This window comes from Gammaproteobacteria bacterium (assembly GCA_014075255.1).
GTDB lineage: Bacteria > Pseudomonadota > Gammaproteobacteria > UBA4575 > UBA4575 > JABDMD01.
On record CP046178.1, the window covers coordinates 1,187,832 to 1,212,554 of the forward strand.

The 24,723-nt window shown below is 39.8% G+C and carries 29 protein-coding genes and 2 tRNA genes; 12 read left to right on the top strand and 19 right to left on the bottom strand.

Going from position 1 to position 24,723, the window contains the following annotated elements:
• Nucleotides 1-88: 88 nt before the first annotated feature.
• The 7 genes from GKR92_06090 to GKR92_06120 form a co-directional block, all read right to left on the bottom strand.
• Complete coding sequence (locus GKR92_06090) at nucleotides 89-505, bottom strand: hypothetical protein (protein ID QMU61287.1); 417 nt, start codon at nucleotides 503-505, stop codon at nucleotides 89-91.
• Nucleotides 506-785: 280 nt separating this feature from the next.
• Nucleotides 786-1,481, bottom strand: coding sequence for an isochorismatase family protein (locus GKR92_06095; GenBank protein QMU61288.1), 696 nt, complete (start codon nucleotides 1,479-1,481; stop codon nucleotides 786-788).
• Between the two features lie 125 nt (nucleotides 1,482-1,606).
• On the bottom strand, nucleotides 1,607-2,023 hold the full coding sequence (locus GKR92_06100) for a hypothetical protein (GenBank protein QMU61289.1): 417 nt from the start codon (nucleotides 2,021-2,023) through the stop codon (nucleotides 1,607-1,609).
• 153 nt (nucleotides 2,024-2,176) lie between these two features.
• Entirely contained in the window at nucleotides 2,177-3,442 is a 1,266-nt protein-coding gene (locus GKR92_06105) for an MFS transporter (GenBank protein ID QMU61290.1), read from the bottom strand.
• 438 nt (nucleotides 3,443-3,880) lie between these two features.
• Nucleotides 3,881-4,396: a hypothetical protein gene (locus tag GKR92_06110; protein QMU61291.1), complete on the bottom strand. Its 516-nt coding sequence runs from the start codon at nucleotides 4,394-4,396 to the stop codon at nucleotides 3,881-3,883.
• Nucleotides 4,397-4,440: 44 nt separating this feature from the next.
• Entirely contained in the window at nucleotides 4,441-4,791 is a 351-nt protein-coding gene (locus GKR92_06115) for a DUF488 family protein (GenBank protein QMU61292.1), read from the bottom strand.
• Between the two features lie 26 nt (nucleotides 4,792-4,817).
• Nucleotides 4,818-5,372, bottom strand: a complete 555-nt coding sequence (locus GKR92_06120; protein ID QMU61293.1) for a TetR family transcriptional regulator — start codon at nucleotides 5,370-5,372, stop codon at nucleotides 4,818-4,820.
• 245 nt (nucleotides 5,373-5,617) lie between these two features.
• Here GKR92_06120 and GKR92_06125 point away from each other — a divergent pair, with 245 nt between their 5' ends.
• The 5 genes from GKR92_06125 to GKR92_06145 all read left to right on the top strand — a co-directional run bounded on the left by GKR92_06125 (nucleotide 5,618) and on the right by GKR92_06145 (nucleotide 8,322).
• Nucleotides 5,618-6,172 carry a carboxymuconolactone decarboxylase family protein gene (locus GKR92_06125; protein ID QMU61294.1) on the top strand — a complete coding sequence of 185 codons (555 nt, stop codon included), beginning with the start codon at nucleotides 5,618-5,620 and terminating at the stop codon, nucleotides 6,170-6,172.
• 35 nt (nucleotides 6,173-6,207) lie between these two features.
• Nucleotides 6,208-6,669, top strand: a complete 462-nt coding sequence (locus GKR92_06130) for a YHS domain-containing protein (GenBank protein QMU61295.1) — start codon at nucleotides 6,208-6,210, stop codon at nucleotides 6,667-6,669.
• A gap of 82 nt (nucleotides 6,670-6,751) precedes the next feature.
• Nucleotides 6,752-7,168, top strand: coding sequence for an MAPEG family protein (locus GKR92_06135; protein QMU61296.1), 417 nt, complete (start codon nucleotides 6,752-6,754; stop codon nucleotides 7,166-7,168).
• Between the two features lie 90 nt (nucleotides 7,169-7,258).
• Nucleotides 7,259-7,861 carry a chain A cytochrome P460 gene (locus GKR92_06140; protein QMU61297.1) on the top strand — a complete coding sequence of 201 codons (603 nt, stop codon included), beginning with the start codon at nucleotides 7,259-7,261 and terminating at the stop codon, nucleotides 7,859-7,861.
• Between the two features lie 92 nt (nucleotides 7,862-7,953).
• A complete protein-coding gene (locus GKR92_06145) occupies nucleotides 7,954-8,322 on the top strand; it encodes a YHS domain-containing protein (protein ID QMU61298.1) in 369 nt (122 codons plus the stop codon).
• 143 nt (nucleotides 8,323-8,465) lie between these two features.
• Here GKR92_06145 and GKR92_06150 read toward each other — a convergent pair whose 3' ends face one another.
• Together GKR92_06150 and GKR92_06155 are read right to left on the bottom strand one after the other, a co-directional pair.
• Nucleotides 8,466-9,041, bottom strand: coding sequence for a pyridoxamine 5'-phosphate oxidase (locus GKR92_06150; protein QMU61299.1), 576 nt, complete (start codon nucleotides 9,039-9,041; stop codon nucleotides 8,466-8,468).
• Nucleotides 9,042-9,124: 83 nt separating this feature from the next.
• Complete coding sequence (locus GKR92_06155; GenBank protein QMU61300.1) at nucleotides 9,125-10,639, bottom strand: PAS domain S-box protein; 1,515 nt, start codon at nucleotides 10,637-10,639, stop codon at nucleotides 9,125-9,127.
• A gap of 277 nt (nucleotides 10,640-10,916) precedes the next feature.
• On the opposite strand from GKR92_06155, the gene GKR92_06160 reads away from it, so the two are divergent.
• From GKR92_06160 to GKR92_06180, 5 genes are all read left to right on the top strand, one after another.
• A complete protein-coding gene (locus GKR92_06160) occupies nucleotides 10,917-11,207 on the top strand; it encodes a hypothetical protein (GenBank protein QMU61301.1) in 291 nt (96 codons plus the stop codon).
• A gap of 80 nt (nucleotides 11,208-11,287) precedes the next feature.
• A complete protein-coding gene (locus GKR92_06165) occupies nucleotides 11,288-11,605 on the top strand; it encodes a hypothetical protein (GenBank protein QMU61302.1) in 318 nt (105 codons plus the stop codon).
• A gap of 22 nt (nucleotides 11,606-11,627) precedes the next feature.
• Nucleotides 11,628-11,873: a glutaredoxin gene (locus GKR92_06170; protein ID QMU61303.1), complete on the top strand. Its 246-nt coding sequence runs from the start codon at nucleotides 11,628-11,630 to the stop codon at nucleotides 11,871-11,873.
• A gap of 81 nt (nucleotides 11,874-11,954) precedes the next feature.
• Nucleotides 11,955-12,386 carry a hypothetical protein gene (locus GKR92_06175; protein ID QMU61304.1) on the top strand — a complete coding sequence of 144 codons (432 nt, stop codon included), beginning with the start codon at nucleotides 11,955-11,957 and terminating at the stop codon, nucleotides 12,384-12,386.
• Between the two features lie 65 nt (nucleotides 12,387-12,451).
• Nucleotides 12,452-13,882 carry a dihydrolipoyl dehydrogenase gene (locus GKR92_06180; protein QMU61305.1) on the top strand — a complete coding sequence of 477 codons (1,431 nt, stop codon included), beginning with the start codon at nucleotides 12,452-12,454 and terminating at the stop codon, nucleotides 13,880-13,882.
• A gap of 93 nt (nucleotides 13,883-13,975) precedes the next feature.
• Here the strand turns inward: GKR92_06180 and GKR92_06185 are convergent, their stop codons facing one another.
• Both GKR92_06185 and GKR92_06190 read right to left on the bottom strand, forming a co-directional pair.
• Nucleotides 13,976-14,407, bottom strand: coding sequence for a hypothetical protein (locus GKR92_06185; GenBank protein QMU61306.1), 432 nt, complete (start codon nucleotides 14,405-14,407; stop codon nucleotides 13,976-13,978).
• Between the two features lie 175 nt (nucleotides 14,408-14,582).
• Nucleotides 14,583-15,272, bottom strand: a complete 690-nt coding sequence (locus GKR92_06190) for an alpha/beta fold hydrolase (GenBank protein QMU61307.1) — start codon at nucleotides 15,270-15,272, stop codon at nucleotides 14,583-14,585.
• A 405-nt stretch (nucleotides 15,273-15,677) separates the two neighbouring features.
• Between GKR92_06190 and GKR92_06195 the strand changes: the two genes are divergently transcribed.
• Both GKR92_06195 and GKR92_06200 read left to right on the top strand, forming a co-directional pair.
• On the top strand, nucleotides 15,678-16,100 hold the full coding sequence (locus tag GKR92_06195; GenBank protein QMU61308.1) for a hypothetical protein: 423 nt from the start codon (nucleotides 15,678-15,680) through the stop codon (nucleotides 16,098-16,100).
• 1 nt (nucleotide 16,101) lies between these two features.
• A complete protein-coding gene (locus tag GKR92_06200; protein ID QMU61309.1) occupies nucleotides 16,102-16,641 on the top strand; it encodes a redoxin domain-containing protein in 540 nt (179 codons plus the stop codon).
• Between the two features lie 220 nt (nucleotides 16,642-16,861).
• On the opposite strand, the gene GKR92_06205 is transcribed toward GKR92_06200, so the two are convergent.
• The 8 genes from GKR92_06205 to GKR92_06240 form a co-directional block, all read right to left on the bottom strand.
• Complete coding sequence (locus GKR92_06205; GenBank protein QMU61310.1) at nucleotides 16,862-17,308, bottom strand: DUF417 family protein; 447 nt, start codon at nucleotides 17,306-17,308, stop codon at nucleotides 16,862-16,864.
• A gap of 314 nt (nucleotides 17,309-17,622) precedes the next feature.
• Complete coding sequence (locus GKR92_06210) at nucleotides 17,623-17,982, bottom strand: hypothetical protein (GenBank protein QMU61311.1); 360 nt, start codon at nucleotides 17,980-17,982, stop codon at nucleotides 17,623-17,625.
• A gap of 8 nt (nucleotides 17,983-17,990) precedes the next feature.
• On the bottom strand, nucleotides 17,991-19,256 hold the full coding sequence (locus tag GKR92_06215) for a cation:dicarboxylase symporter family transporter (GenBank protein QMU61312.1): 1,266 nt from the start codon (nucleotides 19,254-19,256) through the stop codon (nucleotides 17,991-17,993).
• A gap of 68 nt (nucleotides 19,257-19,324) precedes the next feature.
• Complete coding sequence (locus GKR92_06220; protein QMU61313.1) at nucleotides 19,325-21,244, bottom strand: hypothetical protein; 1,920 nt, start codon at nucleotides 21,242-21,244, stop codon at nucleotides 19,325-19,327.
• Between the two features lie 210 nt (nucleotides 21,245-21,454).
• Nucleotides 21,455-21,531 (bottom strand) — tRNA-Asp (locus GKR92_06225).
• Between the two features lie 10 nt (nucleotides 21,532-21,541).
• Nucleotides 21,542-21,617 (bottom strand) — tRNA-Val (locus tag GKR92_06230).
• Nucleotides 21,618-21,628: 11 nt separating this feature from the next.
• The gene (locus tag GKR92_06235; protein ID QMU61314.1) at nucleotides 21,629-21,901 is read right to left on the bottom strand and encodes a DNA-binding protein HU; all 273 of its coding nucleotides are present in this window, start codon (nucleotides 21,899-21,901) and stop codon (nucleotides 21,629-21,631) included.
• A 238-nt stretch (nucleotides 21,902-22,139) separates the two neighbouring features.
• Entirely contained in the window at nucleotides 22,140-24,590 is a 2,451-nt protein-coding gene (locus tag GKR92_06240; protein QMU61315.1) for an endopeptidase La, read from the bottom strand.
• Nucleotides 24,591-24,723: the final 133 nt, after the last annotated feature.

Genomic DNA, 24,723 nt, shown 5'->3' on the forward strand with positions numbered 1-24,723 from the left:
CTCCATTACGTCGTATTAACAAAGTAATAAACTACTCATGAAGAAATGCGCGCGCAGCACATCACCTACAAGTTAGAGGTTGCTAGATTTAAATTCGAAGACGTCGTGTAACGAGGTAGGTATTAGAACCTTGGCTATCGGGGGGGCTTGTATAGTAATTATTAATTTCCGCGAAACGAATAGGGTTCACCCATTGTTCACTTGCAATTAAAATAGCTACAGGAGGATCCACATCAGAACGAATCTCAACAGATTTAATGACACCTGTCTCACCATTTATTTCATCACTAAAGCCAAGCTCTATAGAAACTTCACAACATTGATTTTCAGGTGTTAACGCATCGCTGCTATCTGAATCTGAACAATGGTTATGATCTTCACAACAACATTCATCCAGGAATACCGCATCCATCATTCCACACGCAAACATTTGCTGTGCTTGCAAAGGCCCTGCTAGCAGCAAGAATATTAGCGTTCGAATGATAGGTCTGCGATGCATCTTCATGATGGTTAGTCTATGACTGGATATACTTAGTTGCAATATATATCACAATTATCATCGTGAAGTTTTACTGCTTGGTATGAATGGACTTTTTATACAGCTATATGAACTCCCACACACCCAAGTTTACGTATAAACCCAGCGAGAAGTACCGCTGAACTTGCAACACAATCTAGTAGATGGAACTACTTTACTATCTGGGTTTACTATCTGGGATTGCTATACAGGGCTGATTAATGTGCCTACTACATGGGTAGCAGGCAACAATAAATTGAGAAACAAGTTACGCGGCTATAACTTTTGACTGCCCTTGCAAGATTAAACTAACCGCTTGATCAGCAGACAGCACAGGGCAAACGATCCTATTTATTCTATTCATGGTTGCTACATCATCTGCTGCATCCTGACAAGAACAAGCATCGCCAATGACAATAGGCATATAACCTTCATCTCTTGCTGCACGTGCGTTACCTTCTATGCACCAATCCATGTGAATACCACACAGCACAATAGTTTTAATTCCAGCGCGCTCAAGCATTAACTTTAGAGGAGTACCTACAAATGAACTTTGGTGAGCATACTCAAAAAATTCTGAATCTTCAGGCCGCGAAATCTCTTTTAGCTCATCCACTAACTCTCCATCCCATTTCTTATAATCTACCGATCTATTTTTTACATCGAAGGCATCCCCCCAACTACCATACTGTGCCCGATCCAGATCAGTCATAGGATAATCTTCGCGAAACACATCGTAACCAATCCAAAAAAACTTCATATCTGCTGCACGACAAGCATTCGCCACTTTAATCGTATTTTCTAGTGTGCCACGCTCCCACTGTTTCTCATCACCTTGCGCGCCCTCAGGCTTATACAAACTATTACACTGACTAATGGAAACGAAAGCCGCGGGTTGAGCTAAAATTTTTACTAAATCAAGACTCGCCCATTGCTCGGGCAATTCAGGCACGGTTGAAGACATAGTGGATCCCTTTGTTATTCGAGTGATATATATGATCTTAGCTAACTGCTAGCACATAGAGCAATTAATAATATGTCTTTGACGAATAAATCAAATCTATTAACAATCAAATGGATCAAACTCACCTAGATCGAATGTTTATTCATCAGTGATTTTGCATTATTTATTCTGTGGATTAATGGCTCACACAATGGCATTAAATCGTCATCTACACGTTGTCTTGTGGGTTTATATTTGTAAACATACTTGTTTACAAGGTCTATATACATCTGACAAATTGCGATTTCATTTTCATAATTTCTAACACTCCTTGAAAACATGGCTGCTTTTTCAAAATATTGCGGTGAAGGAACATCATTAGCGGATTCTGAACGAGCAATTTCATTTCTGCATGCATTCACCGCTTGCAATAAATCGGATTCTTCTACAGCGGTTTTATCAATCGATTTTTCTTTAAGATTTTTACTTCTCTCAAAGAGGCTGGTTAGAGTAAAGCTGCTTTTGCGAATGAGTGAGTTAAGAAGTGTATCTAAAACGCTCATTTAAAATTTGAAGTAAGTAATTAGCATGTATTCGCTATTCTCCTCCACACAGAAGTATGCGGACGAAAATAAACGATTAAAGGTAGAAATTACTGTGTAGTTGAATGTAGATTCATTAATTACTTGATAATTATCAACCATTAATATCTGCATCTATTGTTTCCCAGATAGGTAACGTGATAACGATAGACTTGCTACCAAGCCTACTGCAGCAAATGCAGAAAGAAACATAAAAAAGTGTTGGTGCCCCAGCAAGCCAGGTGAATGATCAACTAACAAACCCGCTACCAACAAGACAAAAATATCTGGGGTAAAACCTATGACGGAAACTAGCCCTACTGCACTTCCTGTAATAGCAATGGGCATTTTCACTTCTTCGTAAATCGCAAAATATAATCCGCGCAATCCAAATATTGCAATACAAGTGACCAATACATTACCCATAAAAATCCATGAAATATTAAGTATGGGTGTTGCAAATGCAAAATACATGTCAGCGAAAAGCAACATTAGAAAACAAATCGAAAGCATTTTCACAACATGAAACCGATCCGCGAGAAGCCCCGCTGCAATAGCAGCAAAGGGTCGAATCCATGACCCTAACGTAACTAATTTTGCTGCTTCAATTTCATCATAGCCATATACATCCACTGCAAATAGTGTGTAGTTATCAAAACCCTTGTAGCCAACATAAGCACATACAACAATTAACGCTTGCAGCCAAACAGCTGGGTACGAAAAAACTTCTTTAATATTATTAAAAATAGGTTTCTGTTGGTTAATCGCAGATACTTTTCTCTTTTTTTTAGAAAAAGAAGCAAATGCAAACCACACATAGAGCCCAATGGCAGCAGTAATGAATGTATAGCCATAAATGACAGTACGAAAGACGTTTGTTTTCTCAACAAAAGTGGCCGAGTCATAACCCATCGGGAAGGAAAAATGAAAAACCATCACTGCAGCGGAAGCCAACACCACTGCGAGCAAACCACGCCCTCCTTCGAGAATTCCAAATGCTAATCCTTGTTCTTGGTGACCACCCCACTCTCTGGTCGCTCGAATTAAAGCACCCCAAAATAGAATAATGGTGGTAAAACCAAAAAAACCATATAACCCAACGAATTCAGGGTAATTTGGCAGCGTCGCCATGAACAAACCACCCAGTGCTGTCATCCATAAGGAGAGTGCAATTAATTTATGAACCGGAAAGCGGTCTGCGATAAATCCGCCAGGAAAATAGCAAAGCATCGCTACAATTCCATAAATACCTTGTGCAGCGCCTAGCTCAGTAGCAGTTAGATTAAACATCTCGAGCATAATCGGTCTAAAAAAACGAGCAATGTGAAACGGCAACGCAAAAATGGCTTCACCTGCCAAAATGAGGCCTAAAATTAAAATCATTCTTTTATGACTAAGCATTGGATGTTTCTTTATGAAATGAAATTATGATCAATTCTATGAAAGCGTCAATTCGATACAAACTTTTTATAAGAATTATAAAAGCTGAAAAAACTAAAGCATAATTCAATGACAATTTTTATTGCAATCTAAAATAATCAGCGGAAAATAAAGTTGCGTATTACAACAAATATAAAAAATATGAATAGAAGAAAGGAAGAAGTTACAAAAACAGAACGATACTACATAGAAACAAATAAAGATCTTAAAATTACTGTTATTTCACTAATAACACTAATCGCAATAATGATTCTTTACTTTTTATACGGATAAATCGAGTCAGTTAGTAACTAATTTAGTAGCTATATTCTTTAGTTCAGGGTGACGATAATCACCTTTAGGTTTTTTTTGGCCATTCATTCAATTTTCACATTCTCTCAACAAAAACTTATACACTGCTCAAGCAGTTTTTCTAGAAATTAAATGAACAATAGTGCGCCATAAAAAAGCGAATCCAATAATCACACCCACCGTTATAAAATAATATTTCCATGTAGCCTCGGGTTTAAATCCTAAGCCTTGTTTCCATATATCTTGAATGGGCCCAAACGAACCCGGTCCATGCCCACCTGCGCCATAGTAGGGCTGTTGCGACACTCTCCATAACACCAAAAACAGGGTTCCTAGCCATGCATAGCGCAACCACATGCTTGGCAACCAACTTGCGATCCTGGCAAATACAAATGCAATGAGCCAAAAAATACCATATGAAATAAGAAAGGTAGCCGCTAAAAATGCAATGATGAGAATTGGCACTTCCCCACTTTCTTTAAGAAATTCTACAATCAGCACAATCAATGCAGAGAGAATAACAGCAGGTGGTATAGTAATGACAACTTGCACTAAAAATATAATAGTTGGTGCCACACAAAGTAATGCGACAAAAAGAATTAGACGAAAATTTTTTTCGCTCATTTTAGCAATAATACTGAGGTCTGCTTTCGGTTAGAAATCAACATTTAACTATTTTGAATATAGTGTAGCAAAGCGACAGCTTGGTTGTGTTCTTTATCACTGGCCCCAAATAGAAGCGTAACGTTTGATTTTTTTAGATGCTGTGTGATTAAATCTAATTCTTCGTCTTTGCTTTTTAGTTCTTTATTATATTTTGTGCAAAATGGTTTCCATTTATTTACATCATGATTAAACCATTTTCTAAGCTCATTTGATGGGGCTATTTCTTTCAACCAAAGATCAATTTTAGCTTCAGCCTTCTTCAGTCCCCGCGGCCATAGTCTATCCACTAAAATTCGATAGCCATCATCTTTGTTTGATTTTTCGTAAATCCGCTTAAGTTGTAGTTTTTTCATTTGCGTAAGAATGCTCGTTTAAGAGATCATTCAATAAGTTTTTGCGCTATTTTTTTTGCCGTTAGCGCTGCAGTAGGGCTTTGCGAAACTTGCGCAGTAACAATTGCGCCTTCTAATAAGAGACATAGCTCATCGGCTAGTAATAAATGATTTTCAATATTGGCTTCTTCAGCAAGCTTAGCTACGTAACTTCGCATTTGCTGTTTAAACTGCCTACTTATTTCTCGGATGGGGGATTCAGATTCCGAGTATTCACCGACCGCATTGATAAACATGCAACCGAAAAAATTATTCTCGTTAAACCATGCACCGGCGACATCGAATATTGCGAGCATTTTATCCTTAGGTGACGGACCCTGCTCTTCAACCGCTCTCATAAAGTTGTTACGAAAAACGCTGTCATACTGTTGTAGCGCAGCGTAAATCAGTTCTTCCTTCGAACGAAAATACAAATACATCGTTTTTTTAGAAACCCCTGCGGTGTCTAAAATACGATCAATCCCGGTAGCGTGATAACCGTGCTCACAAAATAATGTGATTGCAGTATCGATCAAATGCTCTCTTCTACTTTGTCTTGGCATAACATCCTCATTCAAGGATACTATATAGTATCCTTTTTAAATTCAATAATATAAGTGCTATTGCATCCATATCACATACTATTTAGATTAAAATATATCATATTAATCAACAAGTAAACAGCGAGTCACCTTTAAACATTATTAAAATAAACTCTTGACTATGTAAAAATAAAGCCTATATTACGCGTCATTAAGGAAACAGATCGGTATCCTTTTAAGACCATAATTCAACTAGAGGAGTTTATATGTCAATTCTAACCCTAATAAACCCAGCTACAGCGGAAGGTAAAGCCAAAACCTTGTTAGCGGCGGTTCAAAAAGCAATGGGGGCAACGCCCAATATTTTTACCGCATTTGCCAATGCACCGGCCGCATTAGAAGGCTATTTAAATTTAAACGGAGCTCTCAGTAATGGTGTACTGAACGCTCAATTAAGAGAAAAGCTGGCATTAGTAACAGCCGGAACCAACGGTTGCGATTACTGCGCCTCTGCGCATACCTTTTTAGGAGAGCAAGCGGGTATTGAGCAAAATGAGCTCGTTCTTAATCTTTCTGGAGTATCTACAGACACGAAAACGCAAAATGCATTAACGTTTGCTCGTTTGTTAATCCAAAAACGCGGTCATGTAAGCAAGCAAGATATACAAGCCGTTCGTAGCGCAGGGTTCAGCGATGAAGAAATCGTCGAAATCCTTGCTCATGTTGCTTTAAATACTTTCACGAATTACTTCAACGCGGCATTCGATATCGATATCGATTTCCCTGAGGTCAATACAGATAAAGCCCTCCGTGCGGCTTAATCATCTACTTTAAATAATATTTACAAGAGGAAACTATGATGAAGAAACTATTATTACCACTTTTAGCGCTCATGTTTGTTGCGAGTGCTAGCGCCACTGCGGTGCAAGCAGAAGAGATTGTCCATAGCACAGTAGGCGTCCAGGGCTATGGCCTAGTGTCGTACCAAACTGGGAAAAGACCCGTACAGGGAAATGGCAATCATTTAGTCACACATGACGGCGTGAACTATTTGTTCTCAAGTGCTGATAACCAAGAGGCGTTTAAAAAGAACCCTAACAAGTATCTTCCTGCCTATGGCGGTTGGTGTGCTTTTGGTGTTTCTGTAAACAAAAAATTCATCGGTGACCCAACTGTCTGGGAAATCGTTGATGGCAAATTGTACTTCAACCTTGATAACAGCATTAAAAGCATGTGGGTGAAGGACATCCCCGGCAACATCAAAAAGGCGGATGCTAATTGGCCGAAAATCAAGAACAAACACTACTCTGATCTCTAGGTCCCAGCTTGAAAGCCTGTTTATTGCATTCCTAACTCCCCCTGTAGTGCAGGCTTTCTTTTTTATTTTTAGGAGATGATTTATGGAAACAGCATTATTTTATTTAGCGCTCAGTGGAGTACTTACTGTGCTTTTATGGACACCTTATATTCTTGCAAGAGTATTTGTCTGGGGATTACCAACCTTTTTAAATAATTATCCAGAAGGGTATCCAGCACAACAACCTGAACCACCCATGTGGGCACAGCGTGCGCAAGCTGCACATGAAAATATGGTTGAGACCATGCCAGCGTTCATCGCAGTAGTGGTAGCAGCAATGTTTTTATTAGAAGGAAATGTGGAGGCTGGCGCAACAGTTGGCATGTTGGCAAAACTATTTTTCTTTAGTCGCATTGCTCACGCAGTTGTATTTACTCTGGGGTTACCTTACTTACGTACACCCGTATATCTCGTATCTTGGGCAGCAATCTTAATGATTGGCGCAACAATTTTACTGTAAGTATTAAAGACAAAGATCTAAATAATTTATATCGTTTTAACAAACTTAAAATCAACTATTTGTAAATTTTACAACAACCAGGAGAAGACTATGATTACAATTAATCTCATTAAAAGAGCTAGAATTTTTATTCTGCTGCTTTTAACCACAAGTATTTTCGTATTTTCAAGTTTCGCAAACTCGGCATCAGATACCGATTGGGGACCAAAATATAATTCTAAAGGTGAATTAATACTCCCTACAAATTACCACGGATGGATTTTTCTAGGCGCACCACTTACTCCGCATGCACTAAATAATGGAAAAGCAGGATTCCCTGAATATCATAATGTGTATACGCAATATGAAGCCTATACGGCCTATAGAAAGACTGGAGTGTTTCCAGAGGGCACTATTCTTTTAAAAGAACTGCAATTAACGATTGAAGGTACCAACGATGATGGTTCAAGAGGTGAAGCCTCTGGCCGTGGTTATTTCCCAGCAGCTTTAAATGGAATTGATATTTCAGTTAAAGATAGTGAACGATACAAAGATACCAATGGTTGGGGTTTCTTCAACTTTGGTCACCATGCACCGCCATACGCAAAGACAGCAGCTGCCTTACCTAAAGAGGCTTGTGCAGCTTGTCATATCGCTAGTGCAGAGAACATGGTGTTCATAAAGTTCTATAAACCTATTCTTAACGCAAAATAAACGTAATGAATATTAATCAACCCACATTAAATCGACTCAACAAAACATACCTGGGTCGACTTTTAATAAAATCATTTACGGAGAGTAATAAAATGAGTGATGTAGAAATTGAAGGATATTGTCCAGTAGCGTATTTCGTTGCAGATGGCCCGTTAAAAGGTAGTGCTGAATTTAGTTCAACCCATGAAGGGAAAACGTATCATTTGGTTAGTGAGGATGCCAAAAAGGCATTCGATGCTAATCCTGCTAAGTTTGTGCCAGCATTTAGCGGCTCATGTGCCTTTGGTAGATCAGTGAATGAAATATTTCCTATTGACCCAACGAATTACAAAATAGTGAATGATCGTCTTTTCTTATTTTTGAAAAATGAAAAAACGGATGCCTTAGCACTTTGGAATGATGGTAACGAATCAGAACTGATTGTTGCAGCGGATACTAATTTTAGTGCAGCAGCAGCTTAAGCTGAAGTCTTATTAGGCCTATAAAAATGGCAAGCCATAGGGTGCGCCATTTTATACAGAGTAAGAAAAAAGAGGTCTGGCCCTTTTTTTGGTGATGTTAAAGATTAAGTGGCGAACTGCTATGGTTTGTTAGTCACATTTAGTTACTCATCGGTTGGTTCACAACTTGGGCAAATATCCAGATCACAAATCTCCTGTTGCGTATAGCGGGGCATGATGTGTTGTGGACAATTCCTGTCCCAGGCTTCTATATGAATAATATAGGCACGTTCCACTTTGGCTTTGTAATCGGATACTGAAAGTTGTTGAATTAAGCTTGTATCATCTTCATTTATCTCAGCAGTACCCCAGAGTTTGATGCGTGCCCTATTCGGATAATCCATGAAGAAAAGACATACCTTATTGTTATCTTCCAGATTGCCATAAGAGATGTACTGCCTATTTCCAGAAAAGTCGGCGAAACCTAGTGTGCGACTATCAATTATTTTTAAAAAGCCTTTAGGTCCACCACGATGTTGAATATAAGGTTGCCCTTCACTATTAACAGTGGACATATAAAAGGAATCGCATTCTGCAATAAAATCTCTGAGTTGGTGTGTAACTGTATTTTGCCAACTACCTCGCTCCTCCATATTTATATAGGAAGATCGTGAACCTTTTTGATCTTGGATCTTTTTCACCGTATCGGTAAATGCTATATCACTTATGTAATCTCTCATTGCTTCTCCAAATTTTTGAATTTAGATAGTAATCCTGTCGACAACGATTCATCGAATGTCCGATTTGGGGTCTAATTGAACATTCAAACTCCTGGTGGTTTCTGTATTTTTAATATTTTCATTTGATGTGCAAGCGTGGTGGGCTTAATACCTAGCAATTCTGCAGCACCCTCTTTCCCCGAAACTCTCCAGCCACTATGTTGTAGAGCAGCAATGATGTTTTCTTTTTCGCGCTGCTTAAATTCTTTTACGCTTATATATTTAGATTTTGGCAAAGCTTCTACAGCTTTTGTACTACTTGTTTGTGTGGTTACATCAGATTGAAATTGAGCAGAATCCAATTGTAATTTTTTACCAGTGGATAATATCGCAGCTCTTGCAATAACATGCTGTAATTCTCGGATATTTCCTGGCCATTTATAGTTTTCTAAAATTCTTCCTTGCTCGCGGGTAAGATTAAATTCACATTTACCCATATCGGTACAGGTGGCATTTAGAAAATGCATAGTAAGTGGAATAATATCTTCACGTCGCTCACGCAAGGGTGGCACTTCTATAGGGAAAACACTTAGTCGATAAAATAAATCTTCTCGAAACCGGCCTGCTTCAACCTCTGTCTTTAAATCACGATTAGTAGCAGCAATTATGCGAACATCAACTTTTTTTGTTTTTTCATCGCCGATACGTTCGAATTCTTTTTCTTGGAGTGCGCGCAATAATTTACTTTGCTGATCTAATGGAATTTCACCAATTTCATCGAGAAACAGTGTGCCTTCATCCGCAAGTTCAAAACGCCCCACACGATCTCGGTGCGCACCCGTAAAAGAACCCTTAACATGGCCAAAAAACTCACTCTCAAATAATTCTTTTGGTATGGAACTACAATTTACTTTTATAAGTGGTTTGTTTGATCGATTACTTTTACTATGTATGGCACGTGCAGTTAATTCTTTACCAGTTCCTGACTCACCATAAATCAATACATTTGCTGGCGTAGGTGCTACCGCCTCAATTTGCACTAACATTTTTTGTAGAGCGGAACTTTCGCCAACGATTTCACCAAAATTTAATGTAACTTCAAATTCTTCTCGAAGATAGTCGCGTTCTTTCTCCAATGCACAATGTAGTTTTTGTATTTCTTCAAAAGCATGTTGTAATTCTAATGCTGCTTTTTTACGATCACTTATATCACTAAATACAACTACTGCACCTGCAACCTTGCCATTTTCTATAATGGGCGTACTGATATATTCAACTGGAATAGCAATATTATCTTTAGTGAAAAATACTTCATTGTTTTCACGATGCACTTTCCCGTCTTTTAGAGATTTATAAATGGGACATTCTTCTTGAGGATAATGCGAACCATCTGCTCTACTGTGATGATGACATTCGTGTGTGTTTTTCTTACCAAGAAAGTCTTTAAGCTCCCAACCCAACATATCTGTTGCAGATTGGTTTACAAAAGTGGCATGTCCATCTGCATCAAAACCATAAATCCCTTCACCCGCAGCATCTAAAATTAACTCATATTCTAAAAGCCTCTGATTGCCAGATTCTTCTAGTGTTTGTTTAAGATTTACAAGCCGTTCTGACATCAATATTCACTCTAAAATTTTAAATTAAGAATTTAATTACTCCCCAAACGCTCCATTAGGAAAACAACGTAACAACCTAGCTAAATTATACGAAATATTAGGAATCTATTCCCAATATTTTGGGATTAACAATATATTGTAATTGCTGAAATCACTCAAGTACTTGTTTTTATTGAAATAATAAAGTTGGCACGGCCTATGCAATAGAGCCTAGTAAGAACTTTAATACTGAAGTTCTTAAACAAGAAACTACTTAAATCACATAGGAGATTTAATCATGAAATCAAAAGCACTTTTAACAGCTGTACTACTTGCCGCTTCTAACTTTGCATGGGCACAAGGTGGCATATCAGTAGATAACTTTGAGCAACATTATGGTGTTGCTCCGGTTGATACTAGCCAAGCTAGTTCGTTTTCAAGCGACGAGTCTTATGTCGACCTGTCTAAATTAGGCAAGCCTTCTAGCGGACCGGCTTATAGAGGCGGACCTTCTAACGGACCGGTTTTTTTCGACCTGTCTATATTAGGCAAGCCTTCTAACGGACCGACTTATAACGGCCAGTCTTAAGAGGGTTGCGTGTTAATACCAGCACACATGGATGGCTTATGAACAAGGACGTTCTTTAGATATTAATTACGAGGTAGATCATGAAATCACTAATACCTAGCATAATTTTATTAACCTTAAGCACAGTGAGTTATGCAGACAACATAGCTTCAGAACCACACTTTTGTGAATGGCTTGGCGATACGGCAACGTCTGTTGCAAAAAACCGAGCATTGGGAATGGATGAATATGACCTTATCGGAAAGTATTTATCAGAAGGAAAAAGTTATGGAGAACAAAGTGTAATGATTCCACTGATCGATCGTGTCTATGGAATCGAGGGTGATATTAGTCCCGATGAAATTGCTTTTATCGAACAACAGCGTTGTGAAATCGCATTTGTAAATATTTCAAAGTAATTAACTATTTTTAAATAACGCTATGCAAATAACAATCTATACACAACCAAGTTGCCCTTACTGCGATGCAGCAAAGACATTATTGGATTGGAATGAAATTAGTTATGTGGAAATTAATGTAACAAGTACTACCAAACATCCTCATGACACTACTGAATTATTTAAAGATAGTCCATTACCTAAAATATTTATAAATGATGAGCATATTGGTAGCTATCAACAGCTTGTAGAATTTATTTCACAAGGAAAATATAATTCGGAAATTTGAACTTATTCAACTAGAGAAAAATATAGCAGGGACGCTTTTTAAAATCAGTCATTAACTAATCAAAACATTTAGGAGATCGACATGCCATTAATTCAAGTTACCGCCACACAAGACACACTTAATAAAAATGATCAGGATGCGCTAATGTCTAGAGTGTCCAATGCCGTGCTTAAAGCAGAACGCGCACCGATTGACGATGCCGGTGCTCAGTCTTTGGTGTGGGCCTACTTTAATGAATTACCTGAAGGGTCAATTTATGTCGGCGGAGAGAATCTGGAAGATGCGCCTCTGCGCATTGATGTCACCACACCTGAAGGTGCACTTAATGAAAGTACACGTAAAACTCTCGTAGCGGAAATTGGCGAAATTGTCGACGATATCGTTGGCCCATTTGATGGTCGGTTAAATCATTGGACCATGCTCTACGACCTTAATGAAGGCAACTGGGCCGGCGGCGGACAAATCTTCCCTCTTGCTGGCATTCAAGCGGCGATGAATATTAAAACAGCCTGATGGTTATGCCTGCTTCGGCGGGCAGCTTTTATTAAATAAAACAAAGAAATTAAATTGAGAAAATAATGAAAACGTTAACTACCGATGTAGCAATTATAGGATCTGGCACTGCGGGCCTTAATGCACTGCGTGAAGTTGAAAAAGCTGGATTAAGTTGGTTACTCATAGAATCTGGAGAGTACGGCACCATGTGCGCTCGCACGGGTTGTATGCCATCCAAATTATTAATCGCTGCTGCAGAAGTTTCTCATACTATAGATCATGCAGACGTATTTGGTATTCATGCCAAGGATAAAACCATCAATGCTCAATCCGTGTTCGAGCGTGTGCGTAGCGAGCGAGATCGCTTTGCTGGATTCGTTGTAAAAAGTACCCAAGCGAGGCCAGAAGAGTTTCGCATCAAAGGCCACGCTAAATTTATCGATAACAATACCTTACAAGTTGACGATCACACCATTATTAATGCGCAATCGATTGTAATTGCTACAGGAAGTGAACCCTTTATCCCACCTGCTTTTAATAAAATTAAAGATGACCTATTAATTAATGATGATGTATTTGAGCTGCAAGAGTTCCCACGCACGTTAGCGGTTATTGGAACTGGCATTATAGGGCTTGAATTAGGTCAATCATTGCATCGCCTTGGGGTTGAGACGACATTTTTTAGCCGCTCTGACCAATTAAGTGCACTTACCGATCCTGTTGTACATAGCAAGGCTCGTGAAGTGTTAAGTAAAGAGCTTAATTTTGTCTTCAATTCAAACATCACGCATGCAGATAAATCTTCTTCAGGTATACACTTGAAATGGAGAGATGCGAATGATACTGAACATAGCCAACTGTTCGACAAAATTCTTATCTCAACCGGTCGCAAATCTACTTTACAACATTTAAATTTAGAAGCTGTAGGATTAACAAACGAGCAAGTTAGACAAGAATGGAATGAGCAAACTGCTCAAGTAGGTGATTTGCCCATATTTGTTGCAGGAGATGCTGCAGGTCATAGGCAAATTCTACATGAGGCCTCTGATGAAGGACGCATTGCAGGTAAAAATGCAGCCTTGTATCCTAATACCATTGCACAAGTACGTCGTACGCCTCTTGCCATTACCTTTACAGATCCACAGATGGCACTAGTGGGTAAAACCTATAGTGAACTTCAGCCTAAAAACATTGAAGTTGGCGAGGCTTCTTATGATGATCAAGGAAGAGCAAGAGTCATGAACCAACATCGCGGCATAATTCGCATCTATGCAAACAAAACAGATTGCACATTAGTCGGTGCAGAATTGTTTTCACCACGAGCTGAAAATTTAGCACACTTACTTGCTTGGGCGGTTCAGCAAAAAATGACCATTCAACAGGCTTTAGAAATGCCCGTGTATCATCCCGTTTTAGAAGAAGGTGTTCGCACTGCATTACGAGATGTTATGAATAAGTTGAAACTTACCGGGAATTGCCGAAGTATAGATTTAGCGGATGCGCCAGGGGAATAGCATAAAAAAAACATTACTCTGAACTCTTAGCCTCTGCTTTAACGCCTGTTTACTGCTGCCTGTGGTGTAAGCTATTTTAATATTTAAAGTGAGCTAAGTTCTATTGCTTTTCTGTATTATTTTTGCAATATGTATTCGCTTAACAAAAGGTGCGCAATTTGGCAGCAAGTTTGTTGATATTTCAGCTTCAGTCAGTCTTTCTCTGGCAGCATATTGATTAACGAGGCTAATATACATTTCACAGATTGCGATTTCATTCTCATATCGTTTTTCCGCTCTTGATAAGTCGGCAACTTGCTCAAAATGCTTGGGTGCCGGCATGATGCCGGAGTCTTCTGAATTCTGAATTTCTTCCCTACAACACTCTAAAGTTTCATTAAGCTCATGTATGTTTTCAGGAAATAGAACGGGTATTTGATTTATTGCCTTAAGATGATACCTATCTGAATAGCGTCGAAATGCTTTTGCACTTAGCTTATCACTGGTTTTAGCGATAGATTGAATTATGGTATCGAACTTACCCATTGCTATTTCATATAAAAATGAAAGTACAGTTTGGATTATTTCAATGCAGGCGCGTCCCACTTCCCGATAATCGGTTTAAGTAAAACGCTGAATTTTGAACTCAATAAAATTACTTTATGAGTGATACATTTTATTTTGCACAACGAAGATATCTAACTCTTTATTTTCGCTTACGTTATAACAAACTCATGAATATTTTAATGCATTGAGCCGTTTGCGCTGGCATTGTTTGCAACAACATGTGCGGAGCATCAAAAGTTTCAACGGTTACATTCTTACCCAGCTTTTCAACCAGTTTCATTGAGCTTTCATACACCAGTCGATCTTTTTTTGCTCTGAGATATAAAATGGGCAGCTCACATTTCTGCAAAATATCCGCTACATCTACATCTGCTATTTCTCTTAAGCGATAAAAATACACTTCACGCGTTAACTCAGCGGTTGCGGCTTGAATATTACGAATTAAAGTAGTATCCGACACCCCATTCATTAGCATGGTTCTAATATGCCAAGCAGGAGTTTCTTTTTGCAAGTGTTTGGGTTTTAGAAAAGGCCGAATTAATCTAGAGAGAAGAACCTGAGGATTTTTAACAAATGAGACACATAAAATAATGCCTTTTAGGTTTTCATCTGCATATTTAGACAACATCATCGCCAACGGCCCACCGAAGGATTCTCCAAGAAGCACATACGGCGAATTGGGCAACTCATCTTTTAAGTAATGACACAAATCAGAATACGTCATCACCTTATCACTTGGATAAGACAAAACGATTGTATTTACATCATATAGTTCTTTGTGAAGCGGAGTAAATAAACGACCCGAACCATCAAAGCCTGGCAGTAAAACGAGAGTTGGTTTCATTTTTCAGTATATTTAACCATCTGGTTATAGAAATAAGATTAACACTAGACTGGTATATCTCAATCTTGATCACCGATACAGGCTGGTGCTAACAAATTAATAATTTTTGTACGTCTGCTTTCGACCGCCATGGATCGAAGAAGTGCAGGAGCAAGTTCTGTCGGTCAATAGCAAACATTAACCTTTAAGTGTTAAAATATATTCTATTTTATTAACTGAGCTTATGGACAACACTATGTATTATGCGGTGTTGGCCGAGTACTTACTACGTTGAGATACATTTTAATTACTCTCCTAATTTGTTTTCAGTCTTCACTGTTAGCCAGTGAGGCTCAACAAATCAGAGATCCTGATAGCGGACTACTCTCCTGGAAAATAGATAATCAAGGCTTCCATCTAGAATTGATGCAACTACTACCAGATTACATTCGTGCTATTTATGGTTCACACGGGTTTCCAAGTGAAGCCATTGAAAATATTGCCAGTTATTGCGCTTTTGGAACGATCGTTAGAAACACTTCTGAAACGAGTTTGTCTTACCGTGTAAAGGATTGGTATGCAGAAACTGCTGATGGAGTAAAGCATACATTCAAAACCAAGACTCAGTGGTTGGACGAATGGAAAATAATGAACATACGCTACTCCTGGACAATGCTGCCATCAGAACAAACGTTTAACATTGGGGACTGGAGTCAGGGGTTCACTACCATCAAACTGCCACACGAAGAACCATTCGATCTCATCTACAGCTGGAATCTGGATGGTGAAAAGATAATGGGAAAGATCAAAAGCTTACGCTGTGCGCCCATCAGTCTACAGAATAAATAAAATGCGTCACACAATAATACTGCTAGTTATTTATTCCTTATTTGCTTCGCCAGTGTGGGCCGCTGAACAAACACTTCCAAAGCTTGGCTTCCAATTAAATAAAATATCCGAACCTTTTGATGCGCCCGATTTCAACCTTCAAGATATGGACGAAGATACCTATTCTCTGAAAGATTTTCATGGAAAAGTGTTACTGATAAATTTCTGGGCCACCTGGTGCCCACCCTGTCGCCGAGAAATGCCTTCAATGGAAAGGCTATACCAAACCATGAAAGGCACAGATTTTATCATCATTGCGATTAATCAATCTGAAAGCCAAGACCATGTTTTCTCTTACATGGGTGAACTCGGTACCGACCCAAGTTTCCCGATCCTTTTTGATCTGGAAAGTAAGATTTCTGAGGCCTACAAGGTTGAAGGTATTCCCACCACATATTTAGTAGATAAGAAGGGAAAAGTAAGATACCGAGCCGTCGGCGGAAGAGAATTTGATCATCCGGAAGTAGCAACGATCATTCGCGATTTGCTAGCAGAAGAATAAAACAAATCATTTCCGCTTTAGACCACCATGGATGGCGGAAGTGCAGAAAATGTACGACTGCATGGATGCAGGAGGTAGAGCAACGCAGGAGCAGTTGCCGAGGAGCAAGTTTCTGTCGGTCAATAGCGGACCTTAAGAAGTTGTTTCAAATTCAATCTGTCCTACAACCTAAGTGACCTTTGTAACCTGGCAAACAGCAGAAGAAATGTTATTACGTGATTTACTGTTTGTTTAAGTCAGACAAACATAACCATACTGCTGCCCCAAATAATGGAAGGTCTTTTAATATAAATTGACCTGGCATAGGTGACAAAAATGGAAAGTTAAGGCCTTCCTGTATGACTGGACCAAAGATCAAAAACGTACTGGTCACAAGAAGCGTTAACGCAGCCAATCCAGCGCCTATAGCCCCTAGCTTGGAATTCATGCAGCCTATAAAAATAAGAACTGCCGCAAGGATTTCTACAATTCCAATTATTCCTGTAGAAAGTGAATTTCCAAAAATGTTTACTACCCAACTGGTTAATGGATTAGTCATCATTAGACCGCTTACTGCATCCGACTCATAGGTAAAGAATTTTAAAAAACCCATCCATAGAAAGAACCCACCCAAAGTTAAACGCGTCAAGTTTAGCCCTAATGCTGAATTATTATTCATCTCTTGCACTTTACAACCCCTTCATTCTTTTGCTTTAAATTTAATGCTAACCACTACTCAATAAAACCAAGTAACACAAACTGAATGTACGGAAATACAAACAACGGCTTGTTAAAGATAAAAAGCAGTATCCCTTATCGTTCTGAACAACGTTATTTAAAGGATAGTGCCGCCTTTAGCTGCATTTTTCTTGGCTAGCTTTGCGGCTTTCTTTTCTTTTGGTGTTAAAAGCGCTTTCTTTTTAACATTCTTTTTACTGTCTTGCCCTTTACTCATGATAATTTCCTCTTTAATTTACGTATAGTTTTCCATCCCATCTCTTTCTATTTACAAATGTTTTGAACTCGTCCCCAAATTTTATCTGGTATCGAATTTTGCCAAACACCGCTTAGTAATAATGCAAACTTGCTATTGGTTTTTGCCTCTGACTCCACTTTCTCAATTATTTTTTCACCATGATTGGCTAATAAATCTTCTAAGGGACCTGCAGCCAGTACTTTAATTAAATGACTACTCGGTTCTAACGTTAGAATCGCTAGGATTAATTTTAACCCGACTTCTGGTATTTCATGGGTAGCCACGTATTCGAATTCATCTACCCATTCAAATTCGTCTCTTTTTGGGTCATCCACTTCATACGCCCACCTTTCAACCCATCCCATTGCAACTTCGTTTATTTCCATTTACAAACTTACGCCTCAAGTATGCCTTTCTCTCCTTCCGTCCTACCTATAATTACTGCACCACATGAATCACTAAATACATTCACTGCAGTTCTACACATATCTAACACTCTATCGACTGCCAAAATTAATCCAATGCCTTCTGCTGGCAAACCAATCGCAGCTAATATCACTGCAATGGCGACCAGACTTGCAGAAGGTATACCTGCAACTCCGATAGAAGTCATTAATGCGAGTACCACAATCGAAATTTGCGTGCCGATGGTTAAATCTAAACCATACGCTTGTGCAATAAACATTGCGGCGACACATTCATATAACGCGGTGCCATCCATGTTTACAGTTGCGCCTAGCGGCAACACGAAACTGGTGGTACGCCTAGACACCCCTGCACGATCACGCACACAATCCATGGTGACGGGTAGTGTTGCAGATGAGGATGCAGTAGAAAATGCGGTGAGTAATGCAGGCATCATGGCTTGGTAATGTTTGATGGGGCTGACGCCACCTACAAATTTTAATAACAGCGGCATGACGACTGCAATGTGAATAAACAATGCGGCTAGCACGGTAAAGAAAAACAAGAGCAGTGGTTCAAATGCTTCTAGGCCGGATACGATCATTACATTGGCCACCAGCGCAAATACACCTATCGGTGCGAATTTCATTACTAAGTCCGTAATGAGCAGCATTACCTCATACACACCTTCCCAAAAGTTTTTCAGCGAGTTACTAAGCTCTTTTTTAATTTTAATCATGAAAAAACCAAACAATAGACTGAAAAAGATCAGACCTAACATTTGGCCTTCTGCCGCGGCTTTAATAATGTTTTTGGGAACCATACGTAGAAAAACTTCCACCACATCGCCTGCGGATTTGCCTTCTACATTTTTCATTACTTCGTCAGTATTTTCACTAAAGCCTAAGATTTCTTTTGCAGGTACTCCGTCAATAATGCCGGGCTGAGTGATGTTTACTATGGTAATGCCAATTAATATTGCAATGGCACTGGTCATTACGTAATAGCCCAGTGTTTTTCCGCCTAAACGCCCGAACGCATCCCCTGAACCTAGATTGCTAATCGCTAAGATAATGGATGAGACGATCAGTGGCACAATGATCATCTTTAAGGCATTCAGGAAAAGTTTGCCGACGAATTCAAATATCGATGCGAAGGTAATGCTAAAAATACTGGATTGCGAATCAAGAAATAACCCGACTAGCACTGCGAGTAACAGTGCGATAAGAATTTGCCAATGAAGCTTTAGCTGCATGGGCGAAGAGTATACTAGACTTATCTAGTTAACAGTACTAACTAATGGTCTTGGCTAACAGTAGTGGCTTACTGCTCTGGTGTAGAAACTTGATCTTCAAAGATGATGACTTCGCCCTCTTCTTGTATGGCATCGATAACCGCCGAGAATTCTCTACGGCCATAATTCACACGTTGGGACAGCTGCTGAAATTTAGCATCGTCTAATTCTTCAGGACCGGGAGTTACGCCAAATAGCTCAATCAACGCAAAACTACCATCGCCTTGCGGCACGCCATCTACTACGCTTTCACCGTCTGAAGGATGGGGCATTGTAAACGCGTGCTGACTTAAAACTTGTGGCACTCGATTATCATCACGGCGTATGGCGCCATGCGAAATAAGTTCTAAAGAACTTTCACTCGCGATGGAATTTATGCTTGCGCCATTTTGCATCTTCACAAACAAGCCTCGACCTTGCTCGGAAGTGGCTTCGGCCGCTTTACGCAAGGTGACTAAATTTTTGATTTCATCTTTAACGGAATCAATTGGTTTTTGTGCGGATGGTTTATGCTCGACTAAGCGCATGGTAACAACATGCCCATCTGCCACTTCAATTAACTCACTATTCAAATTTTCAACGAGCACATCTTCTGAAAAGGCTAAGGTTTTAACTTTAGGGAAAGCGAAAATTCCCTCATTGCTTGCGGTAGTTAAAAACTCTGTCTGTTTAATCTCTAAATCAAAGCTTTCAGATACTTCTATCAAGTCATCCGGTTGCTCTACCACTAGATTTGCCATTTCATCTGCAACTTCGATAAATCGTTCTTGTGCCAATTGGCTTTTACGCTCATTGATGATTTGTTCGCGCACATCTTCGAACGGTTTTTGTTCTGACGCCTGAATTTCATCAAGTTGTATCACTTGAATTCCTTGCTCGGTTCGAATTGGCTTGCTGTAACCACCGATATCCAGCGAGAACAAAGCATCTTCTAACGCTGTACTGGTGAAGTCTCCGGGTGCAATGAATCCCATTTCTCCGCCTTTTAGAGCAGAGAGCTTATCTTCAGAATTTTTTACCGCAAGCACTGAAAACGCAGCACCGTCTTCTAATTGTTTAATAATGCCTTCAGCTTTTTCAATGGCTTGATCCCACTCTATGGCATCTGCGCCTAGCTCACTGGGGACTTTAAACATGATGTGTCTGGCTTTGCGCAGCTGTGCGGTTTGATAGCGCTCTATTTGTGAATCATAAATCGCTTGCGCGTCCTCTTTACTAACACTAAGGCTATCCGCTAAATCCTGTTCTTTTAGTTCTACATACGCGAGTTTGACTTGCTCTGCAGTTTGATAATGCTGCTTATTGTCATTGTAGTAGGCTTCGATCTCCGCATCGCTCACCGTAATGGTTTCAGGTTTTACAGTGACGATTGCATATTTAAAGTCTCGCGTTTGTTCTGAGATTGTTTGAAAACGCTGTAGCTCGGCTTTCGGAATAAACGAAGATGCCGCTAATGAGTTTTCAAATTGGCGTAATTTATCTTGTTCTCTTAAATCATTTTCCCATTGCGCTTTGCTATAACGCTGCGACTCTAGTAAACGTTGATACAGTGTAGGATCAAACCTACCGTCTTTTTGAAACTGTGGAATCTGTTGGATTCTTTTTATTAGGCTCGCATCACTAATGCGAAACCCTGCTTTATCTGCTTCTTGGCGTAATAGTTCAGTACGCACCATGTCTTTAATGACTTGCTTGCGCACGATGCTTTCATCTGGATATTGCTGTTGATAGTTTGCACCCAGCACTGACTGCAACATTTGTTTGCGCTGCTGCACTTGCTGATTGAATTGCGGCTGAGTAATTTCATTACCGTTTACATTAGCAACGGGTGCTGCACCACCACCGCCAAAATATTCTTGTATCCCCCAAGAAGCGAAGGCTAAAATCAGCAGACCGATGATGATGTAAGCCACCCAACTGCTGGCACTATCTCTAATATCTTGTAGCATAATGATGAATTACTTTCTATGGCGATGAGCGTTTATAAATAAACAATAAGCTCATGTGAATTCTGATTGTTTAAGACCTAATTACTTTTCTAATATATTTATACTATTGATATTAACCAGCACTTATTAAGTACTGGTTAATGACTACTACTCTTTACTACACTGCCGGGTTTTCATAGGTCAGGTCGCTATTTATTTTTTGGGAATAAATGGCGGAGTGGACGGGATTCGAACCCGCGACCCCCGGCGTGACAGGCCGGTATTCTAACCAGCTGAACTACCACTCCGTCATAACTGTGGTGGGTGCTGAGGGATTCGAACCCACGACATCCGCCTTGTAAGGGCGACGCTCTACCAGCTGAGCTAAGCACCCCAAAAGGCGCGCTAGTTTACGGCATCCTTCAAGCCTTTGCCAGCCTTGAAGCTAGGCACATTTGAGGCTTTAATTTGAATGGTTTCACCGGTGCGTGGATTGCGTCCCTGGCGAGCCGCTCGTGCTTTTACCTGGAAGGTTCCAAAGCCCACTAATGAGACCGTATCACCGCTCTTAAGAGTCGATGTGATGGAATCTATAACGGCGTCTAATGCTCTTGCGCCATCTGCTTTAGAAAGACTTGCCGCATCTGCTACGGCTTCTGCTAGTTCAGATTTATTCATTGAGCCAAGCTCCCCTATATAGGTTGATACAACCGGTTAAGGCTGTACGTTGTTAAGAATAAAAAAATAATTGCTCGTTAATCTCAGTAGTACTACACGAGATGAATTGAAAGGACATTGTTGGTCGCAGTTTTTTGATGATCGCGTAGTGTTTAGATCATTGAACGCAAGTGTTATACCAAGCGCTTCGGAAGCAAGTCAACAAAGGATAGCCCTTTATTTACAACAAATTTACTTTTTAATGTGCCTGTACAGGCTTATTTTTTGCTGCAGCTTTCTTACCTTTAGATCGCAAATTGCCTACCGTATCCGCATCATCGAGTGGCTCGGGCATCTTTACAAGTGCTACTTGAAGTACTTCATCAATCCATTGAACTGGAATGATTTCAAGCTTTTGTTTGATATTGTTAGGAATCTCAGTTAGATCTTTTTCATTTTCTTTTGGAATCATCACGGTTTTAATTTCACCGCGATGAGCGGCCAAAAGTTTCTCTTTTAGGCCTCCAATAGGCAGTACTTCGCCACGTAAAGTTATTTCACCTGTCATCGCCACATCGGCTCGAACTGGGATCTTTGTGAGGGCTGAAACGATCGCGGTGGTCATACCCACACCGGCACTTGGGCCATCTTTTTTCACGGCACCTTCAGGGACGTGAATGTGGATATCGGCCTTCTCATAAAAATCAGGCTTAATGCCTAATACCGATGCACGGCTACGTACAACGGTATGTGCCACTTGGATTGACTCCTGCATGACATCTTCCAATTGACCGGTACGGCTGGTCTTACCTTTACCTGGAACCACTACGGCTTCAATCGTTAATAATTCACCACCGACTTCGGTCCAGGCTAATCCTGTTACCTGTCCAACTTGGTCTTTTTCCTCGGCAGACCCATAGCTGAAACGTTTCACACCTAAGAATTTTTCTAAACTTCTAGGCGTAATCGAAGCTTTTGTCGTGTCTTTATCTTTGCCTTTTTTAAGTACAATTAACTTAACCACCTTACGGCAAATCTTTGATATCTCTCGCTCTAAATTACGTACACCGGCTTCGCGCGTGTAATAACGAATGATGTCACGCACTGCGTTTTCGGCAATATGAAATTCTTTATCTTTAAGTCCATTGGCCTTCATCACCTTAGGTACAAGATATTTAATTGCGATATTTTTCTTTTCGTCTTCGGTGTAACCCGGCAAACGAATTACTTCCATACGATCCAATAAAGGTCCTGGAATGTTCAAAGTATTAGCCGTCGCCACAAACATGACATCGGATAAGTCGTAGTCCACTTCTAGATAATGGTCACCAAACGTATGGTTCTGTTCAGGATCGAGCACTTCCAACATTGCTGATGCGGGGTCGCCACGGAAATCCGCTGCCATTTTATCAATCTCGTCCAACAAAAATAGCGGGTTGCGCACTTCTACTTTGGACAAGTTTTGAATAATTTTACCCGGCAAAGAACCTATATACGTTCTTCTATGTCCGCGTATCTCGGCCTCATCACGTACACCACCTAATGACATACGGGAGAATTTGCGATTCGTCGCACGCGCAATGGATTTACCAATTGAAGTTTTACCCACACCTGGAGGTCCCACTAAACATAAAATAGGGCCTTTAGATTTTTTCACTCTTTGTTGCACAGCTAAATATTCAAGGATACGCTCTTTGACTTTATCTAAACCAAAGTGATCTTCTTCAAGAATATCTTCTGCGGCACCGAGATCATTACGCACCTTAGATTTTTTCTTCCAAGGCACACCCACTAACCAGTCGATGTAGTTACGCACTACGGTTGCCTCTGCAGACATCGGAGACATCATTTTTAATTTGTTTAATTCAGAATCCGCTTTTTCTTTAGCTTCTTTAGACATGCCTGCTTTTTCAATTTTATCTGCAAGCTCATCAACCTCATTAGGCACATCTTCAATTTCGCCTAATTCTTTCTGAATGGCTTTCATTTGCTCATTCAAATAATACTCGCGCTGAGATTTTTCCATCTGCTGCTTAACACGGCCGCGAATACGCTTTTCTATTTGCAATACGTCTAACTCACCTTCAATTAAGGTAATAAGATGTTCTAAACGCAGTTGTACCGTTCTTATCTCTAATACATGTTGCTTTTCATCAAGCTTTAACGACATGTGCGCCGCAATGGTATCGGCAAGTCTAGATGGCTCATCTATACCCGCCAATGAAGTTAATACTTCTGGTGGTACTTTTTTATTTAGCTTTACATATTGCTCGAACATTGAAGTTACTGAACGTGCTAAAACTTCTAATTCTTTTTCATCATCTGCTTCTTCACTTTCTAGTAACGCAATTTGCGCACTAAAAAATTCATCGTCTTCTGAATAATTAATGACTTCTGCACGCTCTACGCCTTCAACCAATACTTTAATGGTTCCATCTGGAAGTTTAAGCAATTGCAAAATGGTAGAAAGTGTTCCAATTTGATGAATCTCATCTATTTGAGGATCATCAATTTCTGCGCTCTTTTGTGCGACTAACAATATCTGTTTGTTATCCGACATCGCTGCATCTAGCGCTTGGATAGATTTTTCTCGTCCTACAAATAATGGAATGACCATGTGCGGATACACCACCACATCGCGCAGTGGGAGCACGGGTACCGTCTGGCTAGCATCATCGATTACATCATTTGAACTTGAATCTTCACTCATATGTTTTATATACCGTTGGTTAAATCTATTTATTTACGTAAGGCAAATTAGTTGATTAAATCAATTATTCTTATGGTTATGGGAAGTTTGCAGGTAAATCAAAATATGGGGATATTTTGTAGGGAATTCAAGG